We start from the raw sequence: 26,638 nt of genomic DNA, 5'->3' as shown, positions 1-26,638 counted from the left end.
GGTGCCGGTGGCGTGGTCCCACTCTGTGTGAACTTCGGCGCTCTTCTCGGCCGGATCGAAGGAGAAGTTTGCCCTTCTTTCTGTTTTCGTGACAGAATCCCCGCCATGACCAGCACCGAGGCCGCAGAAGACACCGACGCCCTCACGATCGGGCGACGGATCCGTCAGCTGCGCACCGCTCAGGGGATGACCCTCGAAGAGCTCGCGACGGCGGTGGACCGCGCTCCCAGCCAGCTGTCGATGATCGAGACCGGCAAGCGCGAGCCCAAGCTCACGCAGCTCCAGGCGATCGCGCGAGTGCTCGGGGTCACGATCGACGCGCTGCTGGAGGGCGAGCCGCTCGACGAGCGCAGCAGCCTGGAGGTCGCGCTGGAGCGGGCGATGAAGGGCCAGACGTTCCGGGCGCTCGGCATCGATCCGTTCCGCATCGCGAAGACCGTGCCGACCGATGCGCTGAAGGCGATGCTCGCCCTCCACGGCGAGATCGACCGGCTGCGGGACGAGCGGGCGGCCACGCCGGAGGAGGCGCGGCGGGCGAACGTGGAGCTGCGGCACCTGATGCGGAGGCAGGACAACCACTTCGCCGACCTGGAGGCCAAGGCGTCGGAGATCCTCGCCGCGGTCGGGCACCCGGGCGGACCCCTCACGCAGCGGACGGCCTCGGAGATCGCCGCCTACCTCGGCTTCACGCTGCACTACGCCGCCGACCTGCCGCAGACCACCCGCAGCGTCGCCGATCTCGCCCACGGACGGCTCTACCTGTCGAGCAGCGTCCCGGCCAAGGGTGATGCGCGGACGGCGGTGCTGCAGGCGCTCTCGAGCCGGATCCTCGGGCACGCCGAGCCGCGCAGCTACGCCGAGTTCCTGCGGCAGCGCGTCGAGACGAACTACCTCACGGGCGCCCTCCTCATCCCGGAGGCCCACGTCGTGCCGACGCTCAAGGACGCGAAGCAGCGGCGTGCGATCTCGATCGAGGACCTCCGCGACGCCTACTCCGTGTCGTACGAGACGGCCGCGCACCGCTTCACCAACCTCGCGACACGGCACCTCGACATCCCGGTGCACTTCCTCAAGGTGCACGAGTCGGGCACCATCACCAAGGCGTACGAGAACGACGACGTGAACTTCCCGACCGATCGGCTGGGCGCGATCGAGGGACAGATGTGCTGTCGCCGGTGGACCTCGCGGGTCGTGTTCGACGAGGACGACCGCTTCAACCCGTACTACCAGTACACGGACACGGGCAACGGGACCTATTGGTGCACGGCCCGGGTCGAGGCGTCGAGCGAGGGGCTGCACTCCGTCAGCGTGGGGGTGCGGTTCGACGACACGAAGTGGTTCGTGGGCCGCGACACCCCGCACCGCGGCGTCTCGAAGCACTCGGTCGAGGTGTGCTGCCGCCGTGCCCCCGCGGAGCTGGAGGAGCGGTGGCGCGAACAGTCGTGGCCCAACGTGAAGACCCCGCGCACGCTGCTGGCGACCCTGCCCACCGGCGCCTTCCCCGGCGTGGACACCACCGACGTGTACGAGTTCCTGGAGGCCCACGCGCCGCGGTGACCCCGCTCGGTACGCTCGGTCGATGAGCAGTGCGGTGTTCCCCGGTCCCCTCGGCCCGATGCCCGAGGCGGGTGCCGCCGCGGTCGTGTGGATGCCCCCGCAGGCGGATGCTCCGGGGCCGGTCCGGTTCGTCGACGGCTTCGAGCCTTTCGCCGAGTTCGCGCGGGGCCACGAGGTCGACCCCGCGCTGCTCGCCGTCGATCTCGGGGTGACGTGGGACTTCGTCGCCGGTCATCCTGAGGTCCTCGAGAGCGAGACGCTGGCCGCGGGGGCGGCGCGGTTCGTGGGAAACGTCATCGCGGTCGTGCACCCGGCCGCGACATGGCGGATGACGAGTGAGCCGGAGATCGGGACCAACACCCTCTCGATCCCGGTCGCCGGTCTCGTGCAGGGGATGGTGCAGCAGCCCGGCCAGCGGGATGCGTTCCTGCAGATGCTCGCTCCGTGGGAGCAGGACGACATCGATGATGCGGAGATGAGGGCGCTGTCCGCGGAGGATTCGGCTCCCGCGGTCGTCGTCGTCCCGGCGCGCGCGTATGTCCGGCCTGCTCTCCCGATCCTGACCTTCCACGACGACCGCGGCGAGGGGATCCCCTACGGGCACCGCTGGCCCGACGGCATCGCGCCGGAGGAGTCGTACTCCCGGGAATCCCACCTGGAGCGCTTCGCACCGCTGTCCCTCGTGGTCGACGCGCTCATCGAGCACCTCCGTCGCGAGTACGAGGTCGAGGTGCGGCGAGAGAGGGGGGAGGGCGGAACCGAGCACGTCGTGCTCGAACCGGCGCGCGGTGCGCAGATCACGATCACGCCGGGCGTTCCCTCCGTCCGCATCGATGCGGGTGCCCACTTCCACGCGATCGTGCCCTCGTGCATCTGCGATGCCTGCGACGAGACCGCCGAGACCGCGGCGGACGAGCTGGAGTGGATCGTGCTGTCGGTCGCCGCCGGGGGCTTCCGGGAGAAGTACCCCGTGGGTCGCCGTGCGTGGCTGTACACGGAGATCCGGTCGCCGGACGGCGAGCGGCGGGAGAGCAGCTCCGGTCCTGGGCCGGAGATGCCCGCCGAGGCGCGAGAGCGCGCGGCCGCCCTGCTGCGCGGGCTCGACGACGGCTGGTGGCCCGCCTGGCCGCTCCGCTCCATCCCCGCCTGACCCCGCCCCCACCTCCGCCCCGTCGTGCCCCGCATGCACGACGGTGTTCCGCGTGCACGACCCGACGGTCGGGGGAGTCGTGCGCCCGTCGCCCGATCGTGCCGGATGAACTTAGTTTGATCTTGCTTAGTCAAGATTGACTATGTTACTTTCATCGAGCCATCAATGACGAACGGCCGAGAAGGGACCCTCATGGCTACTTCCTCTGCGGAAACCCGATTCCGCACCACTGCCACCCTGACGTGCGTTCTCGCCGCCACGCTGACGCTCGGAGCATGCTCCGCGCAGACGCCGGGCGGCGATACCGCCCCCACGAGCGCAGACGGATCCGACGCCTGCCAGCGCAACCAGGACGCCGGCACCATCACCTACATCTCCGGCTACGGCTACTCCGCCAGCGCCGGGCAGCTCGACGTGTTCCTCGCGAAGGAGCTCGGCTACTTCGACGACCTCTGCCTCGATGTCGAGATCAACGCCTCCGGCGCGAACGGACAGCAGCTCGTCGCCTCCGGTCAGGCGCAGTTCACCGCCCTCGGCTCCGCGTCCGACGTGATGCTCGCCGCCGCCAACAGCAAGAACCTCACGGCCGTCGCGACCTACGGCACGACCCCGCCGTTCTCGATCTTCGGCAACGAGAAGCTCGAGGACCTCACCGACCTCGAGGGCGGCTCGCTCGGCTACTTCATCAACCTCACGCCCATCGCCTCGGCCATGCTCGACGAGGCCGGCGTCGACGTGTCGAAGGTCGAGATGGTGAAGATGACCAACTACGACCCCACCGTGGTCGTGCGCGAGCAGGTCGACGCGATCGTCGGCTACGCCTCCAACCAGCCGCAGACCCTCAAGGCGCAGGGCCTCCCGTTCAGCGAGTTCCTGCCGTCCGACCTCGGCGTCGAGGGCACCTACAACGTGATGGAGGTGAACTCGCGTTTCCTCGCCGAGCACCGCGAGGTCGCCGCCGACTTCCTGCGCGCGAGCCTCAAGGCACTGCAGTTCTGCCTCGACGAGTCCGACGAGTGCATCGACATGCTCGCCGAGCTGGCGGAGGAGAACGGCCAGGGCGCCGCGTTCCCGCGCGACCAGCTCGCCCGCACGTGGGAGGTCGAGTCGGCCTGGGTGCGCGAGAGCGCGGGCGGCAACCCCGGCGTGCAGACCGAGGCCATGTGGGAGCCCGAGTACGAGATCGTGCAGGAGTACGGCGACGTGAAGAACCTGCCCGCGATCGCCGACATGATGGACCCCGACCTGGTGGCCGACCTCTACGACGGCGACGAGCTCATCTGGACGGCGAAGTGATGACCGCGGCCACGGGCGCCGGCGTCGAGGTGCGCAACGTCTCGAAGTCGTTCGGGGTCGACGGAGCCAGGGTCACCGTGCTCGACGACGTGAGCCTCACGATCGGCATGGGCGAGTTCGTGTCGGTGATCGGCCCGAGCGGCTGCGGCAAGTCGACGCTGCTCAAGGTCGTCGCCGGGCTCCTCGACGCCGACTCGGGCACCGTGACCATCGACGGCGAGAGCGTCACCGCGGCATCCCGCGACAAGAAGATCGGCCTCGTGCCGCAGTCGCCCGCCCTGCTTCCGTGGAAGACCGTGCGCGAGAACGTCGAGCTCCCCGTGCGGATCAACCGCGGGGCGAACGGCGACCGCGCCCTCCGCGATCCCGCGGAGCTGCTGTCGACCTTCGGCCTCGGGCATGCCCTGAAGAAGTACCCCGGGCAGCTGTCCGGCGGCATGCAGCAGCGCGCCGCGATCGCCAGGGCCTTCGTGTTCGACCCGGCGATCATGCTGATGGACGAACCGTTCTCGGCCCTCGACGAGATGAACCGCGACCTGCAGCGCATCGCCCTGCTGGACTTCTGGCAGTCCAACCGCAAGGCCGTCATGTTCGTCACGCACTCCGTGCCCGAGGCCATCATGCTCTCGGACCGGATCGTGGTGATGGCCGCCCACCCCGGGCGCATCGCCGAGGTGATCGACGTGAACCTGCCGCGGCCCCGCACCGAGGAGGCGTACGCCACCGACGAGTTCCGCGACCTGGAAGCAGTCGTGCGCGGTGCGCTGCGCGCGCAGACGGAGAAGGCCCATGTCTGAGCTGACCATGAGAGACACCACCGCCACCCTCGCCACCGCGCGCCTGCGCGAGACCCCCCGCGGCGTCCCGTCGTGGCTGCGCTGGGGATCGTGGCTGCCCACCCTCATCACCTTCGTGATCGCGGCGCTGCTGTGGCAGATCGTCGCATGGACCAACCCCTATGTGCTGCCCACGCTGGAGGCGATCGGAGGAAGCCTCGTCGACGACGCGGGTATGTACTGGTCGAACTTCCTGGTGACGCTGCTCGAAGTGGTGGTCGGCGCCTCGGCCGGCATCCTCGCCGGGTTCCTGCTGGCGGTGGTGATGGCAGAGTTCCAGATCATCGAACGGGCCGTCATGCCGCTCGTGATCATCGTGATGGTCACGCCGATCGTCGCGATCGCCCCCGCGCTGGTCGTCGCGTTCGGCTTCGGCATGGTGCCGAAGTTCATCGTGACCGGGCTGGTGGTGTTCTTCCCGATGCTGGTCAACTCGCTCGCCGGACTCCGCGACGTCGACCAGAAGGCGCTCGACGTGTTCAAGACCCTGCATGCCTCGCGGTGGGAGATCTTCCGCGAACTGCGATTCCCTGGCAGCATGCCCTACGTCTTCGCCGGGCTGCGGATCGCCCTGCCGCTGGCCGTGGTCGGAGCCGCGGTCGCGGAGTTCGTCGCCGCCGGGCAGCAGGCCGGCCTCGGCTCGCTCGTCACCACCTCCGCCGCACAGGCGAACCTCCCCGTCACCTGGGCCAGCATCGCGCTGCTCTGCCTGCTCGGTGTGCTCCTGATCGTGCTCCTCGCGGTCGTGCGCAAGCGCGTCCTGTGGTGGAGCGACGGCGAGGTCACCGCCAAGGGCTGACCCGGCCCCACCCGCCCCGGGGGTGCGCCCCCGCCCCCGGGGTTCCCCCGGCGTGCCCGGACACCCCACGACGACACCACCCACCCACAAGGAAGGCACCCGCCATGACCGATCACCCCGTGAAGCAGCTGCGCCTCGGCCTCTTCGAGAACGCGCAGGCGAACGACTCCGGCACCGCGACCTGGCGCCACCCCGACAACGGGCGCTACCTCTTCGACCGACTCGACTACTGGCGCGACACCGCGCGCATGGCGGAGGACGCGGGCTTCGACTTCCTGTTCCTCGCCGACGCGTGGGGGTGGGCCGACGTCGCGGGCGAGCGTCCCGACATCTGCTCGATCGAAGGCCTCGACCTGCCGCGACTCGACCCCGCCGTGCTCCTCGCGGCGCTCATCCCGCAGACCACGCGCCTCGGACTCGTCGCCACCGGGTCGACGCTGCTGGAGCCGCCCTACGCGTTCGCGCGGCGCATGGCCAGCCTCGACATCCTGTCCGGCGGCCGCATCGGCTGGAACGTCGTCACGACCGGCACCGCCGACACCGCCGTGCAGGGCTTCGGGGTGCCGATGGTCGGGCACGACGAGCGCTACCTGATGGCCGACGACTTCATGCAGGTCGTGTACAAGCTGTGGGAGCAGGCGTGGGAGGAGGGGGCGCTCGAGCGCGACAAGTCCGGCCGCTTCGCCGACCCGGCCAAGGTGCACCGCATCGCGCACGACGGCCCGTACTTCCGCTCGCACGGCTACGGCAACACGCAGCGCTCGCCGCAGGGCACCCCGGTGCTGTTCCAGGCGGGCGCGTCTCCGGCCGGCCGCGAGTTCGGCGGCAAGCACGGCGAGGCGATCTTCGTCGGCAGCGGCTCGGTCGAGCAGCTCCGCGGCCACGCGACCGCGATCCGCGAAGAGGCCGTGAAGAACGGCCGCGCCGCGCACGAGGTCAAGATCATGTCCGCGTTCGCCGCCGTCGTCGGCAGCACCGAGGAGGAGGCTCGTCGCACGTACGCCGAGGTCGCCGACGCCCAGAACCCCGAGGTCACGGTCGCCTCCTACGCCTGGTTCACCGGCCTCGACCTGTCGTCGTACGACCCGGGCACGCCCATGTCGGAGCTGAGCACGGAGCTGTCGCAGACCCAGGTCGCGCGCTTCGCCGACAAGACCGTGGGCGACGTGCTGGGCGACTGGCACGCGCACGGCGTCGGCGCCCGCCCGCTCGTCGGCACCCCGGAGCAGGTGGCCGACCGGATGATCGCGCTCGCCGACGGCGCCGACCTCGACGGCTTCCTGTTCGCCCCGGTCATCCCGCCGGCGTCCACGAAGGACTTCATCGAGCATGTGCTGCCGATCCTGAAGGAGCGCGGCGCGATCGCCGAGCCGTCCGACGAGCCGCAGTCGCTGCGCGAGCGGCTGATGGGAACCCCGACGCCCGCGCTGGCCGAGTCGCACGTGGGTTCGACGTACCGCCGGTCGATGGCGCGTGTCTGACGAGCTGTCCGGCGTCGCTGTCGTGGGGAGCGCGAACCTCGATCTGGTGGTCGAGGTGTCGCGCCCCCCGCGCATCGGCGAGACACTGCTGGGCCGCGCCGGCGGCCGTTTCGCGGGCGGCAAGGGCCTGAACCAGGCGGTCGCCGCGGCCCGCAGCGGCGCGCCGACGCGGTTCTGCGGTGTGGTCGGGACGGACGAGGGCGCCGCACTGCTGGAGCACACGCTCGCCGACGCCGGGGTCACCTCGGCCCTGCGCCGCTCGGATACCGCCCCGACCGGGGTCGCGCACGTGCTGGCGCTGGAGGGCGGCGACAACAGCATCATCGTCGCGGCCGGCGCGAACGCGGAGCTGTCGCCGGAGGATGCGGTCGCCGCGGTCTCCGGCGCCGCCGTCGTGCTGGCGCAGCTCGAGGTGCCGGTGCCCGCGGTGTCGGCGGCACTGCGGGCGGCGCGCGACGCCGGCGCCACGACCGTGCTGAACGCCGCCCCCGCCCACGCGGCGACGCTCGGGCTGCTGGAGTGCGTGGACGTGCTCGTGGTGAACGAGACGGAGTGCGCGGAGCTCGGCGGGATCGACCTCCTGCACCGGGCCGGAGCCGCGACCGTGGTGCTCACGCGCGGCGCCGGGGGAGTGGACCTGCACCGCACCGGTCGCCCGGTTGTGCACGTCGAGGCGTTCCGTATCGATCCGGTCGACACGACGGGCGCGGGCGACGCGTTCTGCGGCGCGCTCGCCGGTGCGCTCGCCCGTCGAGTGCCGGTGGAAAACGCCCTCGTCCTCGCGTGCGCCGCGGGGGCGATCGTGGCGCTGCACCGGGGAGCGACCACTCCGGCGCTCACGCCCGAGGCGCTGGCGGAGCTGACGGCGACGCGCTGAGGCCGGTCCGGAGGGACGGCGCGGGGTGCGGTCAGTCCTTCGCGGTGCTCTTCGTCGCCGTCTTCGCGGGGCTCTTCGTCGCCGTCGTCGCGGGGCTCTTCTTCGCCGTCGTTGCGGAGTTCTTCGTCGTGGCGGCCGCCGCCCCCCGCTCCGGCGTCGTGTCCTCGGCCGTCTCGCCCGCGAAGGCGTACTCGCCGGCCCGCAGCCGTTCCAGCAGGTCGAGCAGCCACTGCTTCTCGGCGGTGAGCCGGGCGGTGGAGAGGTCGAAGATCTCGCGCACGTACTTCGGCGTGGTCTCGGAGCGCAGGGTGTCCTGCACATCGAAGCCGTTCTGCGTGATGATCGCGTCGCTCTTGATGAGGCGGTGCTCCAGGCCCGCGATGACCTCCTGGCGGCTCAGCACGAACATGAACGAGGCGACGGTCATGATCGCCTGGGTGTCGAAGGCCGCCACGTTCCAGAGGTTCTCGCGCAGCATCCGCTGCAGCTCGACCTCGCCCGAGGGGGTGATGCGGTACGTGGTGCGGGCGGGGCGCTTGCCCTCGGCCTCGGTGCCGCTCTCCGCGATGTACCCGTCGACCTCCAGGGCCCGGAGGGCGTTGTAGATCGAGCCGGGCTGGATGTGCGCCCACTCGTCGACGTGCCAGGTCATCAGTTCTCGCCGGAGAAAGTAGCCGTGTACCGGCTGGAACTGCTTCACGGCGCCGAGGACGACGAGACGGGTGGTCGACATGTCGTTCATGCTAACGGCTGGGATGCGCGTTCCCGGTTGTTTGAGTGGTCAAATTTGTCTATAGTCGCCTTAGTCAAAGTTGACTATCGAAAGGACTCGTGATGACCACTGCCGTGACCGATGCCCTGCCGCGCGACCGTGCGCTCCGTCGTGCCTTCTCGGTCTATCCCACGGGGGTGGTCGCCCTCGCGGCCGTCGTGGACGACCGCGCCGTCGGGATGGCGGTCAACTCCTTCACCTCGATCTCCCTGGAGCCCGCCCTCGTCGCGGTCAGCGCCGCGCGCACCTCGAAGACCTGGCCGGTGCTGCGCGCCGTCCCGGAACTCGGGATGAGCGTCCTCGCGGCACACCACGAACCGCTCAGCCGCTCCCTGTCCGCGCGGGAGGGGGACCGGTTCGGGGGGCACGCCTGGCACCGCACCGACGGCGGGGCCGTGCTGGTGGCCGACGCCGCGCTCTGGCTCACCTGCCGTCTGCACAGCACGTTCGACGGTGGCGATCACGAGATCGCTCTGTACGAGATCCAGGACGTGACGCTCTTCGACGACGTCGAGCCGCTCGTGTTCCACCAGAGCCGCTACCGCGCGATCTCTCCCGCCGCAGACGTGTGAGCGCACCCGTCCGCGAGATCGCCGGAGTGGTCGTCCCCGGCGACGGTCGAGGACGCGACCTCGGGTTCCCGACCGCCAACCTCGCCCTCGACGGCCCCGGCCTCCCCGCCGACGGCATCTACGCCGCGCTGGCCTGGATCGACGACGAGCAGGAGGGGATGCCCGCGACCGCGAGCGTGGGTGCCAACCCGACCTTCCACGGCAGCCGGGAGCGCCGGGTGGAGGTGCACCTGCACGACACGGACCTCGACCTGTACGGGCACCGCCTCCGGGTCGAGCTGCTCTCGCTGCTGCGCCCGACGCTCTGCTTCGACACCGTCGCGGCCCTCGTATCCCAGACCGCCGCCGACATCGAGCGTGCCGGGGCCCTCCTCGCGACGGTGCCGCGGGCGCGCACCGGACGCCCGGCCTCGCGCCGAGGGCACGGTTTCTCCGCGTGAACAGGCGGGGTGGTCGGCAGCAGGCCGCGCACTCGGCGAGGGGATGGAGCCGCGCGGGATGAGGCTGCGCGGGCCTGAGCCGGTGCAGGGGCGGGGCGCGGATCAGTCGCGCGCGGTCTGCAACAGCGCCCACAGCTCGGCGCGGGCGGGGAACGACGCCAGATCCACGCCCAGCATGGCGCCGGCCTGCGCGACCCGCGAGCGCAGGGTGTGCCGGTGGATGCCCAGCGCCGCGGCGGCCGGCTCCGCGCGTGCGTCGTGCTCCAGCCAGACCCGCAGCGTGTGCTCGAGTCCGGTGCCGACCGCCGCGTCCTGCTCGCGCAGCGGCGCCAGGCGCGACTCCGCCACCAGCCGCGCCTCGTCGGTCGCCAGCGCCGTGAGGATGTTCGCACCCACCGTGTCCGCGTAGCGCACGACGGCCGCAGACGCGGGTTGCCGCAGGGCCGTCAGCGCCTGGGCGTGCGCACGGGAGAAGACCGCGTAGCCCTCGGGGCCGGAGACCCCGATGCGGATGCCGAAGCGCTCGGCGACCTCGTCCAACAGTCCCTCGTCGCCCGAGGACACGCACATCGTCAGGCCCTCGGGCGACTCCGCGAGGAACGACACCGTGCCGTGGTCCGCCCGCCGCCGCTCCCACCAGTCGACCAGCGGTCCGGCCGGGGCGTCGGCGGCGACCGCCACCACGATCGGTGCCGGAGGGAGGGCGCCGAGCACGCGGCGGGCGAGCGCGGGGTCGTCGGCCAGCAGCGACTGCAGCAGCTGGGTGTGCAGGCGGCGACGGCTCCTGGCGAGCTGCTCGCTCTGCTCCAGCGCCAGTCCGGCCATCGCGATCACCGAGGTCACGACCGACCGGGCCTCCGCGTCCAGCGTCTCGGCGGCGACCGCGATCACCCCGCGCAGGTGCCCTCCGCGCCCGACGGTGAAGAGCATGAAGGTGTGTGCGTCGATCGTGAGAGACTGCCCCGCCTCCAGTCCACGGCCCAGGATCTCCAGCACGCGGTCGGCGAGCAGATCGAGCGTGGCGGTGTCGACCGCATCACGCGGATGGGCGAACAGCAGCGCCCCTGCCGCGTCGTACATGCCCGCCCAGACGTCGAGCCGGCGGCCGAGCTCCGCGACGATCGCGTCGAGGCCGCGCGGGCGGAGGGCGGCCAGGGCGAGCGCGCGCTGCGTGTCCAGCGCCCAGGAACGGCGGGCGTACGCCTGGGCCGCGATGGCCTCGGAGTGTGCGCGGGCGACGGCGATGAACGGCGTGCGGTAGGGCACCTCGAACAGGGGGATGCCGTGTGCGGCGCAGGCGGCGATGAGCTCGTCCGGGATCCCGGAGCGGTGCACCTCGGTGCCGAAGCCGAGCCCGAGCACGCCGCGATCGGCCAGCCGCCCGACGTAGGAGGGGATGTCCGCGGCGCCGTCGAACTGCGTGCCCGTGGTGAGCAGCGCCAGATCCTCGGACAGGAAGGGCGTCGGGTCTGCGAGGTCGGAGCCGTGCACCCACCGCAGCGGCCGGTCGAGGGCGCCGTCGGGCAGGGCGTGCTCGTCGGACACGAGCGTCAGGCCGAGGTCCCTGCGCTGGAGCAGGGACCGCAGCGTGGGGGCGTCGGTGGGGGCCATGGGCTTCCGGTTTGTACGAGGTGGCGAATCCGCTGCTCAGATTGTACAGGCCGGCGAATGCGACCCTCCCGGCGGCGGTCGTACGCTCGCGACATGGCACTCCTCGACACCGCAGCACCCGCAACCCCCCTCGGCGGCCCCGACCTCCCGCAGGAGCGTCGCCTCGTCACGGAACTCCCGGGCCCGCGCTCGGCCGAGGTCCTCGCCCGCAAGGCCGACGCCGTCGCCGCCGGTGTCGGCCACACCGTGCCGGTCGCCGCCGTCGCCGCGGGCGGCGGAGTGGTCGTCGACGCCGACGGCAACTCGCTCATCGACCTCGGCTCCGGCATCGCCGTCACCACGGTCGGCAACGCGCACCCCAAGGTCGCCGCGGCCGTCGCCGCGCAGGCCGCGCAGTTCACCCACACGTGCTTCATGATCTCGCCCTACGAGTCGTACGTCGGGGTGGCCGAGGCGCTGAACCGGGTCACCCCCGGCGACTTCGCCAAGAAGAGCGCGCTGTTCAACTCGGGCGCCGAGGCGGTCGAGAACGCGATCAAGATCGCCCGCAAGCACACCGGACGCCAGGCCGTCGTGGCGTTCGACCACGGTTACCACGGCCGCACCAACCTCACGATGGCGCTGACCGCCAAGTCGATGCCGTACAAGAGCGGCTTCGGCCCGTTCGCCCCCGAGGTGTACCGCGCCCCGATGTCGTACCCGTTCCGCGACGGCCTCGAGGGCGCGGAGGCCGCGGCCCGCGTGATCCTGCAGCTCGAGAAGCAGATCGGCGCCGACAACCTCGCCGCCGTCATCATCGAGCCGATCCAGGGCGAGGGCGGCTTCATCGTCCCCGCCGAGGGCTTCCTCCCCGCGATCGTCGAGTGGTGCCGCGCGAACGGCGTGGTCTTCATCGCCGACGAGGTGCAGACCGGCTTCGCCCGCACGGGCCACATGTTCGCCAGCGAGATCTTCGGCATCGAGCCCGACCTCATCACCACGGCCAAGGGCATCGCGGGCGGCCTGCCGCTGGCCGCGGTCACCGGTCGCGCCGAGATCATGGACGCCTCGCACTCGGGCGGCCTCGGCGGCACCTACGGCGGCAACCCGATCGCGTGCGCCGCGGCCCTCGCCGCGATCGACGTGTTCGAGAACGACGGCGTGATCGAGCGCGCCCGCGAGATCGGCGAGATCCTCATCGGCCGCCTCACCGCGCTGCAGTCCGACGACGCCCGCATCGGCGACGTGCGCGGACACGGCGCGATGGTCGCGGCCGAGTTCGTCGACCCCGAGACCAAGGCCCCCGACGCCGCGCTCACCGCCGCGGTCGCGAAGGCCTGCATCGCGCAGGGCGTGATCGTGCTCACGTGCGGCACCTACGGCAACGTCATCCGCTTCCTGCCGCCGCTGTCGATCGGCGACGAGCTGCTGAACGAGGGCCTCGACGTCGTCGCGCAGGCGCTCGCCTCGGCCTGACCCCGCTGTCCGGCCGCGTCCCCGGATCGGGGGATTTCGGGACGCGGCCGGTACTTCATCCCCCACATCCCCCGACGACGAAGGAGTTGCAGATGGCTGAGATCACTCGCGACGTGCTGATCGTCGGCGCCGGAGCCGCAGGGCTCACGGCCGCCAACGATCTGCGCAAGGCCGGCCTGTCGGTCGCCGTGCTGGAGGCCCGCGACCGCGTGGGCGGCCGGCTGTGGACCGACGTGATCGACGGCGCCATGCTCGAGATCGGCGGCCAGTGGGTGTCGCCCGACCAGGACGCCCTGAAGGACGCGATCGAGGAGCTCGGGCTCGAGACCTACAGCCGCTACCGCGAGGGGGACAGCGTCTACGTCGGCCCCGACGGTCAGGCGCACCGCTTCACGGGCGAGATGTTCCCGGTGTCGCCGGAGACCGAGGCCGTGATCGCCCGCATCACCGGCATCCTCGACGCCCTCGTGGCCGAGATCGACCCGGACAAGCCGTGGGAGCACCCGAACGCGGCGGAGTGGGACTCCATCTCGTGGGACGCCTGGCTGCGCTCGCAGACCGACGACGACGAGGCCGTACGCAACCTCGCCTTCGCCACCGGCTCGGCGATGCTGACCAAGCCGACGCACTCCTTCTCGCTGCTGCAGTCGCTGCTCATGGCGGCCTCGGCCGGCTCCTACTCGAACCTCGTCGACGCCGACTTCATCCTCGACAAGCGCGTGGTCGGAGGCCTGCAGCAGGTGCCGCTGCGTCTCGCCGAGCGCCTGGGGGAGGACGTGCTGCTGAACCAGCCCGTCCGCAGCCTGGAGTGGTCGGATGACGGGGTCGTGGCGACCACCGACGACCTCACGGTCCGCGCACGGTACGCGATCCTCGCGCACGCCCCCATCCTCTACAACCGCATCTCCTTCGTCCCGCCGCTGCCGCGTCGCCAGCACCAGCTGCACCAGCACCTGTCGATGGGCTTCGTCATCAAGGTGCACGCCGTCTACGACCGGCCGTTCTGGCGCGAGCAGGGCCTGAGCGGCACGGCGTTCAGCCCGTACGAGCTCTCGCACGAGGCGTACGACAACACCAACCACGGCGACGAGCGCGGCACCCTGGTCGGCTTCGTCTCCGACGCCAACGCCGACGGCGTGTTCGAGCTGTCGGCCGAGGAGCGCAAGGAGCGCATCCTCGAGTCGCTCTCGCACTACTACGGCCCGGAGGCCAAGAACCCGGTCGTGTACTACGAGAGCGACTGGGGCAGCGAGGAGTGGACGCGGGGCGCGTACGCCGCGAGCTTCGACCTCGGCGGGCTGCACCGCTACGGCGCCGACCTGCGCACGCCGGTCGGACCGATCCACTTCGCCTGCAGCGACATGGCCGGAGCGGGTTACCAGCACGTCGACGGGGCGATCCGCATGGGCCACCTCGTCGCGGCGAACATCGTCGACGCCCGCCGCGAGGCCGGCGCTCCCGAGAGCATCGGCTGATGACCGGCTCGGTCGTCGTCGGCTACACGGCGACGGACGCGGGGGCGGACGCCGCGGCGCTGGGCGCCCGGCTGGCCCGCAGCATCGGCGCGACGCTGCACCTGGTGATCGTGCTCCCCACCGAGGGCACCCGCAGCGCGGCCGTCCCGCCGGAGCGCGCGTATGAGGACGTGATCCGCACGCAGGCACGGAAGTGGCTGCAGGACGCGGTCGTGCGGCTCCCGCAGGAGCTGGTGCGCAGCGGCCACGTGCGCTTCTCCGAGTCGTTCGCGGAGGGGCTCATCGCGGCGGGCGAGGAGTTCGACGCGAGCGTGATCGTGATCGGCACCGCGGGCGGCGGCCTCTTCGGCCGTCACCGCCTCGGCAGCGTCGCATCCGAGCTGCTGCACTCCTCGCCGATCCCGGTCGCCCTCGCGCCGTCGGGGCTCGCGCAGCAGGACGACCACGTGCTCCCGCGCGTCACGGTCGCGGTCGGCACGCGTCCGGGTGCGGAGGGCGTGCTCGACCAGGCCGTCGCCCTCGCCGGGGCGGCCGAGGTCTCCCTGCGGCTGGTGTCGCTCGTGCCGTTCGACGTGCCGCCGGGCCTCGACACCGGCGCGATCCGCCTGGCCGGCAGCGAGCACGCCCACCGGGTGCTCGCGGTCGCTGCCGAGCAGCTGCCGGACGGCCTGGGCGCCGTCGTCGAGGAGGCACCGGGCGAGACGGTCGAAGACGCCGTCGCCGGGCTCTCCTGGCTCCCGGGTGAGGTGGTGCTGGTCGGCTCGAGCCGCCTGGCACAGCCGCGCCGTCTGTTCCTGGGCTCCACGGCGGCGAAGATGCTGCACGAGCTGCCCGTTCCCATGATCGTCGTCCCGCGCACCCGCAACGAAGCAGGAGACCGCTGATGAGCAGCACCAACCGGGCGACGGAGCCCGCATCCGGCGTCACGACCGGCATCTCCACGAAGGGCCTGAGTGCCGGCACCGTCGGCCTCATCGGCGCCGTCGTGATCGGCATCTCGTGCATCGCCCCCGCCTACACGTTCACGGCCGCCGTCGGCCCCACCGCGTCCGAGGTGGGCGCGCAGATCCCGGCGATCATCCTCGTCGGCTTCATCCCGATGCTCCTGGTGGCCTTCGGCTACCGCGAGCTCAACAACCGCATGCCCGACTCCGGCACGTCCTTCACCTGGGCCGCCCGCGCGTTCGGACCCTGGGTGGGCTGGATGGCCGGCTGGGGCCTGGTCGTCGCGACGATCCTGGTGCTGTCGAACCTCGCCGGGGTCGCCGTCGACTTCCTGTTCCTGCTGCTGTCGCAGATCACGGGCAACGCCGGGATCGCCGACCTGGCCGGGGTGACGTGGATCAACATCGGCGTGTGCCTGCTGTTCATGCTGGGGGCGACCTGGGTGTCGTACCGCGACATGCAGACGACCCAGAAGCTGCAGTACTGGCTGGTGGGCTTCCAGATCCTGGTGCTGGTGTTCTTCGCGGTCGCCGCGATCGTCCAGGCCGTGAGCGGCAACGGCTTCGACTACCAGCCGTTCGACCTCAACTGGTTCAACCCGTTCGCGATCTCGTCGTTCAGCGCCGTGGCGGCCGGTCTCTCCCTGTCGATCTTCATCTTCTGGGGCTGGGACGTCACGCTCACCATGAACGAGGAGACGAAGGACCCGGAGAAGACGCCGGGCCGCGCGGCCACGGTCACCGTGCTCACGATCGTCTCGCTGTACCTGCTCCTCGCCGTCGCGATGATCATGTTCGCGGGCGTGGGCACGGGCGAGCTCGGCCTCGGCAACGGCGACATCCAGGAGAACGTGTTCTTCCACCTCTCCGGACCGATCCTCGGGCCGCTCGCGTTCCTCGTGTCGCTGGCGGTGCTCACCAGCTCGGCGTCGTCGCTGCAGTCGACGTTCGTCGGTCCGGCGCGCACCCTGCTCGCGATGGGCCACTACGGCGCCCTGCCGAAGTCGTTCGCGAAGGTCAGCCCGCGGTTCTTCACCCCCGGCTACGCCACGATCGTCTCGGCCATCGTCGCCTCGGCGTTCTACGCGGTCATGCGCGTGGTCAGCGAGGACACCCTGTGGGACACGATCCTCACGCTCGGCATGATGATCTGCTTCTACTACGGCATCACCGCGTTCGCGTGCGTCTGGTACTTCCGCAAGCAGTGGTTCGACTCCACGCGCAACGTCTTCTTCACGTTCCTGTTCCCGCTGGTGGGTGGCATCATCCTCGCGATCCTGTTCTTCACCACGCTGATCGACTCGATGGACCCGGCTTACGGCTCGGGGTCGGAGATCGGCGGCGTCGGGATCGTGTTCATCCTCGGGATGCTGATCATCGTCGTGGGCATCGCGGTGATGATCTGGAACGCGATCCGTCGCCCGGCGTTCTTCCGCGGACAGACGCTGAGCATCGACGCGCCGCCGAGCCGGCGTCGTCGCCCCTAGCCCCCACTCACAGAAAGAGAACCCATGAGCACTCAGACCGAGCAGGCGCTGCTCGACAGCATCCCCACTGGACTCTTCATCGGCGGACAGTGGATCGACGGCGAGACCGGCGCCACGTTCGACGTCAAGGACCCGGCCACGAACCAGGTGATCCGCACGATCGCCGACGCCACGCCCGCCGACGGCATCCGTGCGCTCGACGCCGCGGTGGCCGCTCAGGACGAGTGGGCCGCCACCGCTCCGCGCGTGCGGAGCGAGATCCTGCGCCGCGCGTTCGACCTGGTGCAGGCGCACAAGGAAGACCTGGCGCTGCTGATGACCCTGGAGATGGGCAAGCCGCTCGCCGAGGCGCGCGGCGAGGTCGCGTACGGCGGCGAGTTCCTCCGCTGGTTCAGCGAGGAGGCCGTGCGCATCAGCGGTCGCTACGGTCTGAACCCGGAGGGCACCGGGCACATGATCGTGTCGCAGCGCCCCGTCGGGCCGTCGTTCTTCGTCACCCCGTGGAACTTCCCGTTCGCGATGGCCACCCGCAAGATCGCGCCGGCGCTCGCCGCCGGGTGCACGGTGGTCATCAAGCCCCCGGCACTCACGCCGCTCACGACCATCTTCTTCACGACGCTGCTGGAGGAGGCGGGGCTCCCCGCCGGCGTCGTCAACGTGGTGCAGACCTCGAAGTCCAGCGCTCTGTCAGCGCCGATCATCGCGGACCCCCGGCTGCGCAAGCTGTCGTTCACGGGGTCGACCGAGGTGGGCCGCAAGCTCATCGCGCAGGCGGCCGAGGGCGTGCTGCGCGTGTCGATGGAGCTCGGCGGCAATGCACCGTTCGTGGTGTTCGACGACGCCGACCTCGACAAGGCCGTGGAGGGCGCGCTCGCCGCGAAGTTCCGCAACATCGGCCAGGCGTGCACGGCGGCCAACCGCTTCATCGTGCACCGTGACGTGGCCGGCGAGTTCGCCAAGCGGGTGACCGAGCGCGTGAAAGCGATGAAGATCGGCCGCGGCACCGAGGAGGGCGTGGCGATCGGCCCGCTCATCGACGAGGACGCGGTGGCCAAGGCGGGCGAGCTCGTCGACGACGCGGTGGAGCGCGGCGCGACGCTGCTCGCGGGCGGCAAGGCGCTCGAGGGCACCGGCACGTTCTACGAGCCCACGGTCCTCACCGATGTCGTGGCCGGCAGCGCGATCCTGCGCGAGGAGATCTTCGGCCCAGTGCTGGCGATCGCCACGTTCGAGACCGAGGATGAGGCCGTGCGCCTCGCGAACGACACCGAGTACGGCCTGGTGTCGTACGTGTTCACCGAGAACCTGCAGCGCGGTCAGCGCATGATCGACGCGCTCGAGACCGGCATGATGGGACTCAATGTGGGCGTGGTCTCCAACGCGGCGGCTCCGTTCGGCGGCGTCAAGCAGTCCGGTGTCGGCCGCGAGGGCGGCTTCGAGGGCATCCACGAGTACCTGTCCACCAAGTACACGCTGATCCCGGTCTCCTGACCGGACGGCAAGAGGAGGAGACATGACCGACTACGCCGTCGTCAATCCCGCCACCGGCGAGACCCTGGCCACGTACGACACGTTCACCGATGCGCAGATCGAAGAGGCGGTCGCGGCCGCCGACGAGGCGCACCGCGAGTGGTCGCGCTCGACCACGGTCGCGGAGCGCGCACAGCTGCTGCGCCGCGCCGCCGAGCTGCATCGCGAGCGCCGCGAGGAGCTGGCCGACGTGTTCGTGCGCGAGATGGGCAAGCCGCGCGAGGCCGCGCTCGGCGAGGTCGACTTCGCCGCCGACATCGCCGAGTACTACGCGGATCAGGCCGAGGACATCATGGCCGACCAGCCCATCACGATCCTCGGCGACGGCTCGGCGATCATCCGCCGGTCGTCGCTGGGGCCGCTCGTGGGCATCATGCCGTGGAACTTCCCGGCCTACCAGATCGTGCGCTTCGCGGCGCCGAACCTGATCGTCGGCAACACGATCCTGCTGAAGCCCGCGCCGCAGTGCCCGGAGTCGTCGAGCGCGATCGAGGCGATCTACCACGACGCCGGGTTCCCGAAGGGCGCGTACCAGAACGTGCTCGCCACGAACGAGCAGATCGCCGACATGATCGCCGACCCGCGCGTGCAGGGCGTCTCGCTCACCGGCTCGGAGCGTGCGGGGGCGGCGGTGGCCGAGGTCGCCGGACGGCACCTCAAGAAGGTCGCGCTGGAGCTCGGCGGCTCCGACCCGTTCCTCGTACTCTCGACCGACGACCTCGACGCGACGGTCCAGGCCGGCGTGGACGCGCGGCTCGACAACAACGGTCAGGCGTGCAACGGCGCCAAGCGCTTCATCATCGTCGACGAGCTGTACGACGCGTTCGTGGAGAAGTTCACGGCGGCGATGGCGGCCGTCGAGGCGACCGACCCCACGCAGGACGACACCGTGCTCGGACCGGTGTCGTCGGAGGCGGCGGCGGAGAACCTGCAGAAGCAGATCGACACCGCGGTCGCCCAGGGCGCCACGCTGCTGACCGGGGGCACGCGCGACGGGGCGTTCTTCGCGCCGACCGTGCTCGCCGACGTCACGCCGGAGATGGACGTGTACCGGGAGGAGCTGTTCGGCCCCGCCGCCGTCGTGTACCGCGTGGCCGACGAGGACGCCGCGGTGCAGCTGGCCAACGACACCACGTTCGGGCTCGGGTCGTACGTCTTCACGACCGATGAGGCCCAGGCGGAGCGGGTGGCCGACAAGATCGAGGCCGGCATGGTGTACGTCAACCTGGTTCTCGCCGACAGCCCGGAGCTGCCGTTCGGTGGCATCAAGCGCAGCGGCACCGCGCGTGAGCTCGGACACCTCGCCGCCGACGAGTTCGTCAACAAGAAGCTCATCCGCATCGGCTGAGTCCGACGCGGTGACGGTGCCCGGGGGTCGATCGGCCCCCGGGCACTGTCGCGTCCGGGCCTGTGACGTTCGGACGGGTGCTGTCCAGCCGGCGGGTCCGTGGGTGACAATGTCGGCATGAGTGTGCACAGCGACCCCGTCCGGACCCTGACCGATGCCGAGAGCTGGGAGCGCCTGCGCGGACAGGAGCTCGGACGCCTCGTGACCCACATCGGCGACACGATCGACATCTTCCCGATCAACTACGCGGTCGCCGGGGACGGCATCGTGTTCCGCACCGCTCCGGGGAGCAAGCTGTTCGAACTGACCGCGAACGCCGATGTGCTGTTCGAGGTCGACGACCACACCGACGTCGACGCGTGGAGCGTGGTCGTGCGCGGGCACGCCGCGGCGCTGGAGACCGATGCCGATGTCGCGCGGGCCGAGGCCGCGGGGCTGCGCCCGTGGATCCCGACCGTCAAGCGGGTGTTCGTCCGCATCGCACCCGCCTCGGTGTCGGGACGCGCGTTCCACCGTGATCCCGAGCCGGAGCGCGACGGCCCCCAGGAGTACTGACCGTCCCGCGTCAACCCCGGCACCAGGGCGGAGGGGCGGGCGTAGGGTCGGAGTATGGCCAACGTCGCTGAGAACATCGTCAAGACTCTGCACGCCAACGGGATCGATCGGGTCTACGGCATCCCCGGGGATTCGCTCAACGGATTCACGGACGCGCTGCGCAAGGACGGCCGCATCCGCTGGGTGCACGTGCGCCACGAGGAGTCCGCGGCGTTCGCGGCCGCCGCGGACGCGGGCACCACGGGTGAGCTCGCCGTCGTCGCCGGCTCGTGCGGGCCGGGCAACCTGCACCTCATCAACGGGCTGTACGACGCCCAGCGTTCCCGCGTGCCCGTCCTGGCGATCGCGGCGCACATCCCGACGACCGAGATCGGCACCGGCTACTTCCAGGAGACGCACCCGCAGGAGCTGTTCCGCGAGTGCAGCGTGTACGTCGAGTACGTGGCGGACCCGAAGCAGATGCCGCGGCTGATGGAGATCGCGATGCGGGCGGCGATCGAGGAGCGCGGTGTCGCGGTGCTGGTGATCCCTGGCGACGTGGCGCTGGCGGAGATCGAGGATGACCGCGCGGTCGTGGTCCGCCGCGCCCGGCCGGTGGTGGCACCGAGCGGGGCGGAGCTGGAGCAGGCCGCCACGCTGCTGAATGCCGCGAAGCGCGTCACGATCCTCGCCGGCGCCGGCGTCGAGGGCGCGCACGACGAGGTGATCGCGCTGGCCGACCGTCTGGGCGCGCCGATCGTGCACGCGCTGCGCGGCAAGGAGTTCATCGAGTACGACAACCCGTTCGACGTCGGCATGACCGGTCTGCTCGGGTTCGCGTCCGGCTACCGGGCGATGGAGGCCGCCGACACGCTGCTCGTGCTCGGCAGCGACTTCCCGTACGAGCAGTTCTACCCCGACCACGCGACCACGATCCAGGTGGACATCCGCGGCTCGCAGCTCGGCAAGCGCCACCCGCTCGACCTCGGACTCGTGGGCGACGTCGGCGCCACCGCGGAGGCCCTGCTGCCGCGCCTCGCCCGCAAGGACGACCGCACGCACCTCGGCGATGCGACGGCGCACTACCGCAAGACGCGCAAGAAGCTCGACGAGCTCGCGGTCGCGGCGAAGGGCGACCGCCCGATCCACCCGCAGTACCTCGCGCGGCTGCTCGACGAGCACGCCGCGGACGACGCGATCTTCACGGCCGACGTGGGGTCGCCGACGGTGTGGGCGGCGCGTTACCTGACGATGACCGAGCACCGTCGACTGATCGGCTCGTTCACGCACGGCTCGATGGCGAACGCGCTGCTGCACGGCATCGGCGCGCAGGTCGCCCACCCGCAGCGCCAGGTCGTGGCCCTCGCGGGCGACGGCGGGCTGTCGATGATGCTGGGCGAGCTGCTCACGCTCACGCAGAACCGTCTGCCCGTGAAGACCATCGTGGTGAACAACTCCTCGCTGAACTTCGTGGAGCTGGAGATGAAGGCCGCCGGGTTCGTCACGTACGGCACCGGACTGGACAACCCGAGCTTCGCCGCCATCGCCGAAGCCATGGGGATCTTCGCCCGCCGGGTGGAGCGCAGCGACGAGCTGCCCGACGCCGTCCGCGAGGTGCTGGCGCACGACGGTCCCGCCCTGCTCGACGTGGTCACCGAGCGTCAGGAGCTCTCGATGCCGCCCGCGATCGAGGCGGCGCAGGTGAAGGGGTTCGCGCTGTACGCGATCCGCACGGTCATGTCGGGCCGCGGCGACGAGCTCCTCGATCTGGCGCGGGCGAACTGGCGCCAGCTGTTCTGACGGCTCCGGCCGCGCCGGGGTGCGGGCTCAGCTCTCCAGCAGGGCCCGCACCTCGGCCGCCTCGCCGTGGCGGCCGAGCCCTTCGAGCACGTCGCCGAGCTCGAGCGCGGTGACCTGACGCAGCGGCGGGAAGCCTTCGGCGTGCTCCAGGGCGCTGCGGTAGACCGCGACCGCGTCGGCGGCGCGCTCGTTCCCCGCGAGCACCCGGGCGGCGAACAGCTCGGAGCCTCCGGCGGAGCCCGGGTCGCCCAGCTCGGCGAACGCGTCCGCGGCGGTGAGCGCGGCGGCCACGGCCTCGTCGATCCGTCCGAGCTGCGCGAGCGCGCGGGCGCGGGAGTCCGTCACGTCGGCGTGCAGCCATCCGGCCTCGTGCTGCTGCGCGAGGGCGGCGACCTCGTCGAACAGGGCGAACGCCCGCTCGTCGCCGCGTCCGCCGTAGGCCTGACCCAGGCTGTGGAGCACCTCGCTGAGGGCGCCGACCGCTTCCGGCGCGCCCCGGACGATCTCGGCCGCGCCCTCCAGGAGGCGGATCGCGTCGTCGTGCTCCTCGAAGCGGGCGAGGATCTTCGCCTGCTCGGTCATCGCCATCGCCTGGTCGGCGTGCTCCGCGCCCTCGCCGAACAGTTCGGCGGCGTAGCCGTGCACGCCCACCGCCTGTCCGAACTCGCCCGACTCGGCCAGAGCGCGCGCGAGCAGGGTGGCGGTCATGCCGCGGGAGGCGGGGGCCACGTCGGCCTGCTCCTCGCGCTGCAGCACGTCGCCGAACAGCTCGGCCGCCTCCTGGGCGTCGCCGGAGCGCAGCATGGCGCGGGCGAGCCGGAAGTCGACGCCGGTCGCGTCGCCTCCGGCCTCGGCGCGCAGGCGCGAGGCGAGGCGGTAGCGCGAAACGGCGCGGTCGGGGTGGTCGGCGTCCTCCCACAGTGCCCCGGCGAGCACGTGCGCGTCGGCGAGAGCCCGTGTGGCGCCCAGCTCGGCGAGGAGGCGGCAGACCTCGTCGGCGTCCGCAGCGCCGTCGAGGTGCTCGCCCGTGCCTCCGCGCACCCGGGCCCTGGTCTGCAGCGCCTGGGCGCGATGCCCGGCGGAGAGGTCGTCCTGCGCGAGGAATCGGTCGAGCAGAGCGGTCGCGGCCTCCAGGTCGCCCTTGGAGAGCACGGCCCCGATGGCGACGAGCGTGGTGGTGTTCGACAGCCGGGTGTCCTCGGCCTCGGCGAACGCGCGGGCGGCGTGCTCGGCGAGGTCGAGCGCGGCGTCGGGCTCGTCGGCGTGCAGGTGCAGCGAGGCGCGGCTGATGGCGAGGTCTCCGCGCGACCACGCCGGAAGGCGCTCGGCGGTGGCCAGTTCCTCCTCCAGGGCGGCCCTGGTGTCGTCGGTGTCGAGCCCGAACGTGGCGAGGCCGAGGCGCAGCTCCAGCTCGGCCTGCACGTCGCGGCCGGCGTCGCGCAGCGCGGCGATGCGCTCGGGCAGCACCTGCTCCGCCTCCTCGATGCGGTCGAGCGCCACGAGGATCCCCAGGCGCATCGACAGCAGCTGTGCGCGTTTGCCGGGGTCGGTCACCTCGAGCGCACGGGGGAGGGCGTCGAGCGTCTCATGCTCGGCGCCGAACTGGGCGAGCTGCATCGCGCGGTCGAACCAGCCGTCCGCGTCCGTCGGGGTCGTGGCCGGTGCGGTGGCGACGAAGGCGTCGGAGCGGATCGGCACGTCCCAGCTCTCGTCGGCCAGGCGGCGCGAGCGGGCGAGGCTCCGCGCGTGCCCGTCCGTTCCGTCGCGCTCGTCGAACTGCGCGCCGATGCGCTCGGCGGCCGTCCAGGCGGCGGTGGCGAGCTCGGCCGCGGTCCACGCGCCGTCGTGCTCTCCGAAGAGCCCGACGAGGGCGGGGGCGTCCGCACCGCGGACGGGGGTGTCGCCGTGCCCGGTCGCCACGACCCTGTCCAGTGCGACGGCGAAGGCGGTGAGGGCCGCGAAGTGCGCGTCGACGTTCAGGCCGTCGTGCGCGAGCCATCCGATGTGCCGCTCGATCAGGGCGAGGGCACGCGCCTCGTTGCCGGTGACGGCCGCGAACACGATGTTGTTGGCGACGATGCGGAGGTTGTCGGGGTTGTCCTTCGCGAGGCGGTAGCTGCGCAGGTGGGCGGTCTTCGCGTCCTCCAGGCGTCCGGCGCGGAGGTAGGGGAGGAGGACGCGGGAGAGCGCGTGCTCGGGCTCCTCGCCGCACGAGAAGCCGCCCTCGATCATCTCCTCGACCAGGCGGATGGCGTCGGCGTCGCGGTCGGTGTCCGCGAAGAAGCCCGCGAACTGGCTGCGGCCGCAGGCGTCGCAGTGGCTGTGGTCGTCGCGGGGTGTGGCCTCCAGCTGCACGCGCAGCGCCTCGGCGTCGTCCATCCGGCCGGCGTCCCACGCGTCCTCGAACCGGGCGGTGAGCACGCCGCTGAGGCCGAGGCCCGCGGCGCGGTAGTGGGCCTCCATGTCGTCGAGCACGGCGGCGATCTGCTCCTGCGAGAACGCGGGGGACGACCGCAGCGACGAGGCCATCCACTTGAACTGCCACATGAGGTCGGCACCGCCGTTGTCGAGGTCGGCGGGGAAGCGCTGCGGGTCGGCGTCGTGGTGGGCGAGGCACCACGCGAAGGAGTTGAGCATCACGTCGGTGGCGCCGACCATGTTGGCCGAGGCGGTCTGCCGCATGCGGGCCTCGTACTCCAGGCGCTCGTCGCCGAGCTCGACGGCGAGGGCCACGGCCTCCGCGACGAGGGCCTGCTCCTCCGGACCCCACGGGGTGCGGTCGATCTCCTCGATGAGCTGCTGGAAGCGCTTCTTCGGACGTGCCATGGGAGCCTTTCGGTGGAGTGTCAGCGGGCGTCGCCGAAGGGGAGGGAGTCCCCCTCGATGCCGGCGGAGAGCGAGACGAGGTCGGCCAGCGCGCTGGTCATGAGCGCCCGGTCGGCGTCACGGAGCGGATGGTGGCCGGCGAGGAGCGCCTGGATGTAGAGCAGCTGCACGGTGCGGGCGAACACGGCGTCGTCCTCGACGCGCACCAGGGCGCGCACCACGCGGTTGGACCAGTTCAGGCACAGCCGTGCGGTGAGGTCGTCGTCGCGGGCGGCGGACAGCGTCTGGTCGATGCGGTCGAGCACGCCGCCCCACAGTGCCCCGGCGACCCCTCTGGTGCGGCCGCGGTCGATCGCGCGCAGCACCTCGGGGTCGGCGACGTACAGCCCGGTGAGTGCGGGCTGGTCGATCGAGCGCACGACGACGGCGCAGTCGGAGGCGGCGAGCACGGCCCCCGCGCGGGTCTCGAGCGCCACGGCGGCGTCGCGGTCGTCCAGGGGCGGGGGATCGAGACGGTCGAGCTCGCCGGCGACGTCCACCTTCTCCACGGTGACGGCGGGGTACAGCTCGGGCAGCAGGCGCACGAGGTCCGCGTCGTACAGGTAGCCGCCGTTGACCAGCACCTCATCGCCGGGCGAGATCCCGGCGACCTGGCGGAACTCGTCGACGGTCTGCGCGTAGCGGATGTGCGGGTAGCGCTCGACCAGGTCGCCGATGCGCAGCGTGCCGTGCGTGGTCTCGACGGTGAGCCACCGGGTGATGAACCGCGCCAGCTCCTCGTCGTGGCGCACGAGCGACTTGAGGCCGACCTCGTGCACCGCCACGAACTGTGCGAGGCGGTGCGGCTCGCGCAGTCCGAGCTCGAGCACCCAGCGGCGGATCCCCGCGCCGAGCTGCTCGCGCACGTGCTCCAGGGCCGTGTCCTCCACGAGGGACTCCCGGCTCGCGGTGGGGGCGAGGCCGGTGGAGTCGACGACCGCCCGCACGAAGAACGCCCAGTCGGGCAGCACGTCGTCCACGCGCTCGGACAGCAGCATGCGGCCGAGGTACATGCGGGTGGCCTGGCGCGCGCCGGGCGGGGGTGCGTAGGGGAGCACGTAGGCGAGACCGCGCGTGCCGGTCCCCGGTTCGCCGAGCTCGATCACGTCGAGGGGGTTCGCGCCGAGCAGGTCCCGCCCGTAGGCGACGGCCGCCTCGGGGTCGTTGGCGGGGGAGAGGAACGGCGGCTCGCGCGTGATGTCGACGTCTCCGGCGCCGGTGTCGATCGTGACCCGCACGGGGAGGAACTCGCCGAACGTGGTGGCGAGCTCGTGCACGGCGGCGGGCCGGAGCAGCTCGTCGGCGTCGAACCGCGGTACGAGGTGCACGCTGGTGCCGACCGGGAGGTCGTCGTCGAGCTGGACCACCTGGAACGTGCCGTCGGCGCTGCCCGTCCACTCCACGGCCGCGCCGCCTCGGGCGCTGCGCGAGCGGATGACGATGGTGTCGGCGACCATGAAGCAGCTGAGGAGTCCGATGCCGAACTGCCCGAGGTAGTCGCTGCGGGGGAGGTCGAAGATGTCGCGCTTCGAGCTGCGGCCGACCGTGGCGAGCAGGTCGGCGACCTCGGCGGCGGTCAGGCCGACGCCGTCGTCGCGGAGCACGAACTCGCCGGTCTGCGCGGTGAGCGGCGTGATGCGGATGCGCCCGCCGCCGCCGTCGACCTCGTGACGGGCGGTGATCGCGTCGCGGGCGTTCTGCAGCAGCTCGCGCAGGTAGACGCGGGGGCTCGAGTAGATGTGCCTGCTCAGCAGATCGACGACTCCGCGCAGGTCCACCTGGAACTGCTGCACATCCCCACCCACACGC

At 71.6% G+C, this 26,638-nt stretch carries 21 protein-coding genes; 17 read left to right on the top strand and 4 right to left on the bottom strand.

The window, feature by feature from the left end:
• Positions 1-105 precede the first annotated feature (105 nt).
• The 7 genes from ACFWCH_RS00985 (at position 106) to ACFWCH_RS00955 (ending at position 7,996) form a co-directional block, all read left to right on the top strand.
• Positions 106-1,557, top strand: a complete 1,452-nt coding sequence (locus ACFWCH_RS00985; protein WP_206252879.1) for an XRE family transcriptional regulator — start codon at positions 106-108, stop codon at positions 1,555-1,557.
• A 22-nt stretch (positions 1,558-1,579) separates the two neighbouring features.
• Complete coding sequence (locus ACFWCH_RS00980; RefSeq protein WP_378802713.1) at positions 1,580-2,707, top strand: DUF6226 family protein; 1,128 nt, start codon at positions 1,580-1,582, stop codon at positions 2,705-2,707.
• Between the two features lie 192 nt (positions 2,708-2,899).
• Positions 2,900-4,003: an ABC transporter substrate-binding protein gene (locus ACFWCH_RS00975; protein ID WP_378802712.1), complete on the top strand. Its 1,104-nt coding sequence runs from the start codon at positions 2,900-2,902 to the stop codon at positions 4,001-4,003.
• The gene (locus ACFWCH_RS00970; protein WP_136029602.1) at positions 4,003-4,800 is read left to right on the top strand and encodes an ABC transporter ATP-binding protein; all 798 of its coding nucleotides are present in this window, start codon (positions 4,003-4,005) and stop codon (positions 4,798-4,800) included. Before ACFWCH_RS00975 ends, ACFWCH_RS00970 begins: the two co-directional genes overlap by 1 nt.
• Positions 4,793-5,638, top strand: coding sequence for an ABC transporter permease (locus ACFWCH_RS00965; RefSeq protein WP_378802711.1), 846 nt, complete (start codon positions 4,793-4,795; stop codon positions 5,636-5,638). The genes ACFWCH_RS00970 and ACFWCH_RS00965 overlap by 8 nt, the downstream gene beginning before the upstream one ends.
• A gap of 104 nt (positions 5,639-5,742) precedes the next feature.
• Positions 5,743-7,119: an NtaA/DmoA family FMN-dependent monooxygenase gene (locus tag ACFWCH_RS00960; RefSeq protein ID WP_378802710.1), complete on the top strand. Its 1,377-nt coding sequence runs from the start codon at positions 5,743-5,745 to the stop codon at positions 7,117-7,119.
• Positions 7,112-7,996: a ribokinase gene (locus tag ACFWCH_RS00955; protein ID WP_378802709.1), complete on the top strand. Its 885-nt coding sequence runs from the start codon at positions 7,112-7,114 to the stop codon at positions 7,994-7,996. Before ACFWCH_RS00960 ends, ACFWCH_RS00955 begins: the two co-directional genes overlap by 8 nt.
• Before the next feature lie 31 nt (positions 7,997-8,027).
• On the opposite strand, the gene ACFWCH_RS00950 is transcribed toward ACFWCH_RS00955, so the two are convergent.
• Positions 8,028-8,729 (bottom strand): PadR family transcriptional regulator, encoded by a 702-nt coding sequence (locus ACFWCH_RS00950; RefSeq protein WP_378802708.1) that lies wholly within the window; start codon positions 8,727-8,729, stop codon positions 8,028-8,030.
• Between the two features lie 101 nt (positions 8,730-8,830).
• Here ACFWCH_RS00950 and ACFWCH_RS00945 point away from each other — a divergent pair, with 101 nt between their 5' ends.
• Together ACFWCH_RS00945 and ACFWCH_RS00940 are read left to right on the top strand one after the other, a co-directional pair.
• Complete coding sequence (locus tag ACFWCH_RS00945; protein WP_136036597.1) at positions 8,831-9,340, top strand: flavin reductase family protein; 510 nt, start codon at positions 8,831-8,833, stop codon at positions 9,338-9,340.
• The gene (locus ACFWCH_RS00940; RefSeq protein ID WP_378802707.1) at positions 9,337-9,780 is read left to right on the top strand and encodes a riboflavin kinase; all 444 of its coding nucleotides are present in this window, start codon (positions 9,337-9,339) and stop codon (positions 9,778-9,780) included. Before ACFWCH_RS00945 ends, ACFWCH_RS00940 begins: the two co-directional genes overlap by 4 nt.
• 102 nt (positions 9,781-9,882) lie before the next feature.
• Here ACFWCH_RS00940 and ACFWCH_RS00935 read toward each other — a convergent pair whose 3' ends face one another.
• Positions 9,883-11,391 (bottom strand): PucR family transcriptional regulator, encoded by a 1,509-nt coding sequence (locus ACFWCH_RS00935; RefSeq protein WP_378802706.1) that lies wholly within the window; start codon positions 11,389-11,391, stop codon positions 9,883-9,885.
• Between the two features lie 93 nt (positions 11,392-11,484).
• On the opposite strand from ACFWCH_RS00935, the gene gabT reads away from it, so the two are divergent.
• The 8 genes from gabT to poxB all read left to right on the top strand — a co-directional run bounded on the left by gabT (position 11,485) and on the right by poxB (position 21,964).
• On the top strand, positions 11,485-12,846 hold the full coding sequence (gene gabT / locus ACFWCH_RS00930) for a 4-aminobutyrate--2-oxoglutarate transaminase (RefSeq protein WP_205814365.1): 1,362 nt from the start codon (positions 11,485-11,487) through the stop codon (positions 12,844-12,846).
• Positions 12,847-12,938: 92 nt separating this feature from the next.
• On the top strand, positions 12,939-14,321 hold the full coding sequence (locus ACFWCH_RS00925) for an NAD(P)/FAD-dependent oxidoreductase (protein ID WP_136029586.1): 1,383 nt from the start codon (positions 12,939-12,941) through the stop codon (positions 14,319-14,321).
• On the top strand, positions 14,321-15,205 hold the full coding sequence (locus ACFWCH_RS00920) for a universal stress protein (RefSeq protein ID WP_136036501.1): 885 nt from the start codon (positions 14,321-14,323) through the stop codon (positions 15,203-15,205). The genes ACFWCH_RS00925 and ACFWCH_RS00920 overlap by 1 nt, the downstream gene beginning before the upstream one ends.
• A complete protein-coding gene (locus tag ACFWCH_RS00915; RefSeq protein ID WP_136046030.1) occupies positions 15,205-16,752 on the top strand; it encodes an APC family permease in 1,548 nt (515 codons plus the stop codon). The genes ACFWCH_RS00920 and ACFWCH_RS00915 overlap by 1 nt, the downstream gene beginning before the upstream one ends.
• Positions 16,753-16,776: 24 nt before the next feature.
• Positions 16,777-18,243 carry an NAD-dependent succinate-semialdehyde dehydrogenase gene (locus ACFWCH_RS00910; protein WP_378802705.1) on the top strand — a complete coding sequence of 489 codons (1,467 nt, stop codon included), beginning with the start codon at positions 16,777-16,779 and terminating at the stop codon, positions 18,241-18,243.
• A gap of 22 nt (positions 18,244-18,265) precedes the next feature.
• Positions 18,266-19,630, top strand: a complete 1,365-nt coding sequence (locus tag ACFWCH_RS00905) for an NAD-dependent succinate-semialdehyde dehydrogenase (RefSeq protein ID WP_136034418.1) — start codon at positions 18,266-18,268, stop codon at positions 19,628-19,630.
• A gap of 117 nt (positions 19,631-19,747) precedes the next feature.
• Positions 19,748-20,185 carry a pyridoxamine 5'-phosphate oxidase family protein gene (locus ACFWCH_RS00900; protein ID WP_378802704.1) on the top strand — a complete coding sequence of 146 codons (438 nt, stop codon included), beginning with the start codon at positions 19,748-19,750 and terminating at the stop codon, positions 20,183-20,185.
• A 54-nt stretch (positions 20,186-20,239) separates the two neighbouring features.
• On the top strand, positions 20,240-21,964 hold the full coding sequence (gene poxB, locus ACFWCH_RS00895; protein ID WP_378802703.1) for a ubiquinone-dependent pyruvate dehydrogenase: 1,725 nt from the start codon (positions 20,240-20,242) through the stop codon (positions 21,962-21,964).
• Between the two features lie 27 nt (positions 21,965-21,991).
• Here the strand turns inward: poxB and ACFWCH_RS00890 are convergent, their stop codons facing one another.
• Positions 21,992-24,790: a hypothetical protein gene (locus ACFWCH_RS00890; RefSeq protein ID WP_378802702.1), complete on the bottom strand. Its 2,799-nt coding sequence runs from the start codon at positions 24,788-24,790 to the stop codon at positions 21,992-21,994.
• 20 nt (positions 24,791-24,810) lie between these two features.
• Positions 24,811-26,634: an HSP90 family protein gene (locus ACFWCH_RS00885; RefSeq protein WP_378802701.1), complete on the bottom strand. Its 1,824-nt coding sequence runs from the start codon at positions 26,632-26,634 to the stop codon at positions 24,811-24,813.
• Positions 26,635-26,638 lie beyond the last annotated feature (4 nt).

Origin of the sequence: Microbacterium sp. NPDC060132 (assembly GCF_042729675.1) — a bacterium.
Lineage (GTDB): Bacteria > Actinomycetota > Actinomycetes > Actinomycetales > Microbacteriaceae > Microbacterium > Microbacterium sufflavum.
The sequence above is the reverse complement of the archived record's forward strand: the minus strand, read 5'-3'. Positions and strand labels throughout refer to the sequence as shown.

Coding starts and splice junctions, on each gene's coding strand:
- ACFWCH_RS00915 (WP_136046030.1), top strand. CDS start 15,205: ATGAGCAGCACCAACCGGGCGACGGAGCCCGCATCCGGCGTCACGACC.
- ACFWCH_RS00905 (WP_136034418.1), top strand. CDS start 18,266: ATGACCGACTACGCCGTCGTCAATCCCGCCACCGGCGAGACCCTGGCC.
- gabT (WP_205814365.1), top strand. CDS start 11,485: ATGGCACTCCTCGACACCGCAGCACCCGCAACCCCCCTCGGCGGCCCC.
- ACFWCH_RS00975 (WP_378802712.1), top strand. CDS start 2,900: ATGGCTACTTCCTCTGCGGAAACCCGATTCCGCACCACTGCCACCCTG.
- ACFWCH_RS00965 (WP_378802711.1), top strand. CDS start 4,793: ATGTCTGAGCTGACCATGAGAGACACCACCGCCACCCTCGCCACCGCG.
- ACFWCH_RS00950 (WP_378802708.1), bottom strand. CDS start 8,729: ATGTCGACCACCCGTCTCGTCGTCCTCGGCGCCGTGAAGCAGTTCCAG.
- ACFWCH_RS00910 (WP_378802705.1), top strand. CDS start 16,777: ATGAGCACTCAGACCGAGCAGGCGCTGCTCGACAGCATCCCCACTGGA.
- ACFWCH_RS00925 (WP_136029586.1), top strand. CDS start 12,939: ATGGCTGAGATCACTCGCGACGTGCTGATCGTCGGCGCCGGAGCCGCA.
- ACFWCH_RS00980 (WP_378802713.1), top strand. CDS start 1,580: ATGAGCAGTGCGGTGTTCCCCGGTCCCCTCGGCCCGATGCCCGAGGCG.
- ACFWCH_RS00920 (WP_136036501.1), top strand. CDS start 14,321: ATGACCGGCTCGGTCGTCGTCGGCTACACGGCGACGGACGCGGGGGCG.
- ACFWCH_RS00890 (WP_378802702.1), bottom strand. CDS start 24,790: ATGGCACGTCCGAAGAAGCGCTTCCAGCAGCTCATCGAGGAGATCGAC.
- ACFWCH_RS00935 (WP_378802706.1), bottom strand. CDS start 11,391: ATGGCCCCCACCGACGCCCCCACGCTGCGGTCCCTGCTCCAGCGCAGG.
- ACFWCH_RS00970 (WP_136029602.1), top strand. CDS start 4,003: ATGACCGCGGCCACGGGCGCCGGCGTCGAGGTGCGCAACGTCTCGAAG.
- ACFWCH_RS00945 (WP_136036597.1), top strand. CDS start 8,831: ATGACCACTGCCGTGACCGATGCCCTGCCGCGCGACCGTGCGCTCCGT.
- ACFWCH_RS00900 (WP_378802704.1), top strand. CDS start 19,748: ATGAGTGTGCACAGCGACCCCGTCCGGACCCTGACCGATGCCGAGAGC.
- poxB (WP_378802703.1), top strand. CDS start 20,240: ATGGCCAACGTCGCTGAGAACATCGTCAAGACTCTGCACGCCAACGGG.
- ACFWCH_RS00985 (WP_206252879.1), top strand. CDS start 106: ATGACCAGCACCGAGGCCGCAGAAGACACCGACGCCCTCACGATCGGG.
- ACFWCH_RS00960 (WP_378802710.1), top strand. CDS start 5,743: ATGACCGATCACCCCGTGAAGCAGCTGCGCCTCGGCCTCTTCGAGAAC.